This window comes from Gracilibacillus thailandensis (assembly GCF_010994055.1).
GTDB classification, from domain to species: Bacteria; Bacillota; Bacilli; order Bacillales; family Amphibacillaceae; genus Gracilibacillus; species Gracilibacillus lacisalsi.
The window spans coordinates 1-4,329 of record NZ_WJID01000008.1; the positions used below are offsets into that span (position 1 = coordinate 1).

Consider the following 4,329-nt stretch of genomic DNA (forward strand, 5'->3'; position numbering starts at 1 on the left):
CGGTTCTACAACGCTAGCATGAAGTAACACAGATACTTTTATACTTACGTATATCGGTCCATTGTAAAGAACGTCAACCTATTACTTATGACAAGAATTGTTGCACCTTCTCACAGCGGAGAATCTTCGGGAATAGCGCGAGTCAAAATCTACTTTGCAAAGTTAGTTGAGGTCATGCACGTGGAAAGCGAAGTAATTAGTCGAAGTGTTGTCAATATACATCAAACATTTCAACATAACTACTTGGGTTAACGCAGTCATTGCACTGATTTTATACTTTCTTGTCCGAGAACAAAAAAAGATCTCCTCATTATTTAGAGGAGACCTTTTTTAGATGCTATGATGTTTGAGTTCGTTTAAGAATTTGTTGTTTAATACTTTAATATATGTTCCTTTCATTCCTAATGATCTGGATTCGATAACACCAGCACTTTCTAATTTTCTTAGTGCATTTACAATAACAGAACGCGTAATGCCAACACGATCAGCTATTTTACTAGCTACTAGTAATCCCTCATTACCATCCAATTCTTCGAAAATATGCTCAATTGCCTCCAATTCACTGTATGACAATGAACTTATTGCCATTTGTACTACTGCTTTACTGCGGGCTTCTTCTTCTATTTCTTCTGTTTTTTCATGTAATATTTCCATTCCTACTACAGTTGCACCATACTCCGCCAGCACTAAATCGCCATCATCAAAACTATCCGATAAACGACTTAATATAAGCGTCCCAAGTCGCTCACCACCACCAATAATTGGTACAATGGTTGTTAAACCTTGGGCAAACAAATCACGATTTTCTACTGGAAAAGCGGTATATTCACTATCGATATCAATATTTGTGGTTGTCGTTGAGATATTAAATAAATTATCTGTATACGTTTCAGGAAACTGCCTTTCTTCCAGCATTTTTTTCATACGCTCGTTTTCAATCTGTTGATTAATCGCAAAACCTAATAATTTCCCTTTACGACTGACAATAAATATATTTGCTTCAATAACATCCCTCAACGTTTTCGACATATCTGAAAAATCAACTGATTTTCCTTTCGTTTTTTGAAGCATAGCATTAATTTCCCTTGTTTTTTCTAATAATTGCATATTTTTCACCATCCATATTATAAAATAAATTGACTTAAATCTTTGTTCGTTGCTATTGATTTTAATTTCTCATTCACATAGTTTTCTGTTATTTCAATATTTCCAATTCCAATTTCGGAAGCCTCATATGATAGTTCTTCCAATAATTTTTCTAAAATAGTGTGTAATCTTCTTGCCCCAATATTGTCCGTTTCCTGATTTACTTCATAAGCAATTTCCGCTAAGCGATTAATTGCTTCCTCTGTATATGAAATAGTTATCCCTTCTGTTTCCAACAATGCTTTATATTGCTTCAACAGTGCATTAGAAGGCTCGGAAAGAATTCGTTTGAAATCTGCTACTGTTAACTTTTCAAATTCTACACGTATCGGAAAACGTCCCTGTAACTCAGGAATAAGATCAGAAGGTTTTGCCATATGAAAAGCTCCAGCTGCAATAAATAACATATGGTCTGTCTTAACCGCACCATATTTGGTAACAACCTGAGAACCTTCTACAATCGGTAATATATCACGCTGTACTCCCTCTCGTGATACATTGGCAGATTGTTCTTGTTTAACAGCAATCTTATCCATTTCATCGATAAAAATAATACCCGTCTGCTCTGCCTTTTCGATTGCTTTTTGCGTGACATCATCCATATCAATTAACTTTTGTGCTTCCTGCTGAGTTAAAACTTTTCTTGCCTCTTTTACTGTTAAGCTTCGTTTCTTTTTCTTTTTAGGAAATAACTGTCCTAATGCATCTTGCATATTCATCCCCATTTGTTCCATACCAGAACCTTGTAACATATCAAACATATTTGATGCTTGTTCCTCTACTTCTATCGTTACCGTACGATCTTCTAATTCACCAAGGTCTAATAATTTTTTTGTTTGCTGTCTTTGCTGTTTAATATTTTCTTTTTCTTGTGAATCATTCGTATCTTCTGAATTGTTTTGTTGCTGATTCGGGTTCATGAAAATATCAAATGGATTTTTGGACGTAGTCGTTTTCTTCTTAGATGGAACCAAAATTTCTACTAGCCGTTTATTTGCTAGCTGTTCGGCTTTTTCTTTTACTTCTTCCATTGCATCTTCTTTCACCATTCGAACAGACATTTCAACAAGATCACGAATCATTGACTCCACATCACGACCGACATACCCCACTTCCGTATACTTAGTAGCTTCAATTTTAATAAACGGAGCGCCTACTAGTTTCGCTAACCTTCTGGCTACTTCTGTCTTACCGACACCAGTTGGACCTATCATTAATATATTTTTAGGAACAATCTCATTCTTTAGCTCTTCAGGCAATTGCATTCTTCGGTACCTATTTCTTAAGGCAACTGCCACTGCTTTTTTGGCATCTTGTTGTCCAATTATGTACTCATTTAATCTTTCAACGATTTGTTTTGGCGTTAAATTGATAGACACGAGCATCAGCCATCCTTTCTTATTCCAATTCTTCTAACACAAGCTGGTTATTTGTAAAAACACAAATTTCTCCTGCAATTTCAAGAGAGGCTTTTGCAATTTCTTTCGCTTCCATACCTGAAGCATGTTTTTTCAACGCTCTTCCTGCACTTAAAGCATAATGACCACCTGAGCCAATTGCAAGAATACCATCGTCAGGCTCTATTACTTCACCAGTGCCTGACACTAATAGTATTTCCTTTTTATTCATTACGATTAACATCGCTTCCAGTTTTCGTAAATATTTATCATTCCGCCAGTCTTTTGCTAGCTCAACAGCAGCTCTTGATAAATTGCCATCAAATGCTTCCAGTTTTGTTTCAAAACTTTCAAACAGAGTAAACGCATCTGCTACTGAGCCTGCGAAACCTGCTAAAACTTGATCTCGAAATAACCTTCTTACTTTTTTTGCTGTATGCTTCATCACCACTTGATTTCCAAATGTCACCTGCCCATCGCCACACATTGCAGACTTCCCATTGTGCTGGATAGCAAATATCGTGGTTGCATGAAATGACTCCATAATTGATTCCTCCTATCGCTTCGCTCTCGGATGAGCTGATTTATATACATTACTTAATCGATCTTTTGAAACATGTGTGTAAATTTGAGTGGATGATAAATGAGAATGTCCTAATAGCTCTTGCACCGCTCTTAAATCTGCCCCATTATCAAGCAAATGTGTGGCAAAGCTATGTCGTAATTTATGCGGATGAATATGTAATGTTATCGCTGCCTCTTCCACCAATTTATTGATAATTAACCTTATTCCTCTTGCTGTCAGCGGATTTCCTCTTGCATTTAGAAATAAAATATTTTGGGGGTGGCTTTTCTCTGTTACTAATGATGGTCGGCTTTCCTTGATATAAATTTGTAAAGCCTGGTTAGCATAATCCCCAAAAGGAACATATCTTTCCTTGTTACCTTTCCCTGTTACTAAGATGGTTTGAAGATCAAAATCGATTCTGTCTAATGTTAATTGAACACATTCACTAACACGAATCCCGGTACCGTATAAAACTTCCAATATTGCAATATTTCGTTTACCAAGCGTAGTACTTTGATTGATCGACTCCATTAGTATCTTCATTTCCTCTTGGTAGACAAATTCAGGGATGGTATGAGCTGCTTTGGGTAAATGTAAATGAACAAAGGGATTCTCTAATACAATTTGCTCTCTCAGCAAAAACTTATAAAACGACCTTAACGTGGAAATACGGCGGTTAATCGATCTCTTAGATAACCCCTTATCATATAGAGTAGTTAAATATGTGCGAATCATACTATAATCTACATCCTCTAATGACGAAATATTTTCAGCAGTCAAAAAATCAAAAAAATCAGCTATATCTTTTTCATACGCTTCAATCGTCAGTTTGGATGCATTTTTTTCGATTTGTAAGTAATCTAAATAAGCTAGCCAATTTTTAAAAAAGTTCATAAGTCACCTCTAAATGCGTTAAAATATTAACACAATAGATTCAAGTCTGCAATTAAATTTGCAAAATTGTCACTACTTTCTCCATCATTACATTGATTCCCTTTTATTAGATGCTTTAAACCAATACAAATGAAGCCTTTTAGTTATAAATAACACTATATTATTTTTATCGTAACATTCTTAGAACTTTTTAAAAAAGGATAAGAAATTAGATTAAGAAAAACCGGCAAACCCCGCCGGTCCTGTCCAAAGTAGTCATTTTGACATGAATAATAGGAGTAACAACCGCTGCGGCTTGCCCACTTCGCTCGTATGATATAGGTA

Annotated in this window: 4 protein-coding genes; all 4 read right to left on the minus strand. The window is 35.6% G+C overall.

The annotated features are described in order from the left end of the window. Nucleotides 1-330 precede the first annotated feature (330 nt). Genes codY through xerC form a run of 4 tightly spaced genes read right to left on the minus strand, consistent with a single transcriptional unit; the run spans nt 331 to nt 4,005 of the window. Nucleotides 331-1,107, minus strand: coding sequence for a GTP-sensing pleiotropic transcriptional regulator CodY (codY, locus tag GH715_RS03785; RefSeq protein WP_018932681.1), 777 nt, complete (start codon nt 1,105-1,107; stop codon nt 331-333). A 17-nt stretch (nt 1,108-1,124) separates the two neighbouring features. Then, the gene (gene hslU, locus GH715_RS03790; RefSeq protein WP_163578443.1) at nt 1,125-2,525 is read right to left on the minus strand and encodes an HslU--HslV peptidase ATPase subunit; all 1,401 of its coding nucleotides are present in this window, start codon (nt 2,523-2,525) and stop codon (nt 1,125-1,127) included. Between the two features lie 19 nt (nt 2,526-2,544). Further along, nucleotides 2,545-3,087: an ATP-dependent protease subunit HslV gene (gene hslV / locus GH715_RS03795; RefSeq protein ID WP_153834301.1), complete on the minus strand. Its 543-nt coding sequence runs from the start codon at nt 3,085-3,087 to the stop codon at nt 2,545-2,547. Between the two features lie 12 nt (nt 3,088-3,099). Further along, nucleotides 3,100-4,005, minus strand: coding sequence for a tyrosine recombinase XerC (xerC, locus tag GH715_RS03800; protein ID WP_153834302.1), 906 nt, complete (start codon nt 4,003-4,005; stop codon nt 3,100-3,102). Between the last annotated feature and the right edge of the window lie 324 nt (nt 4,006-4,329).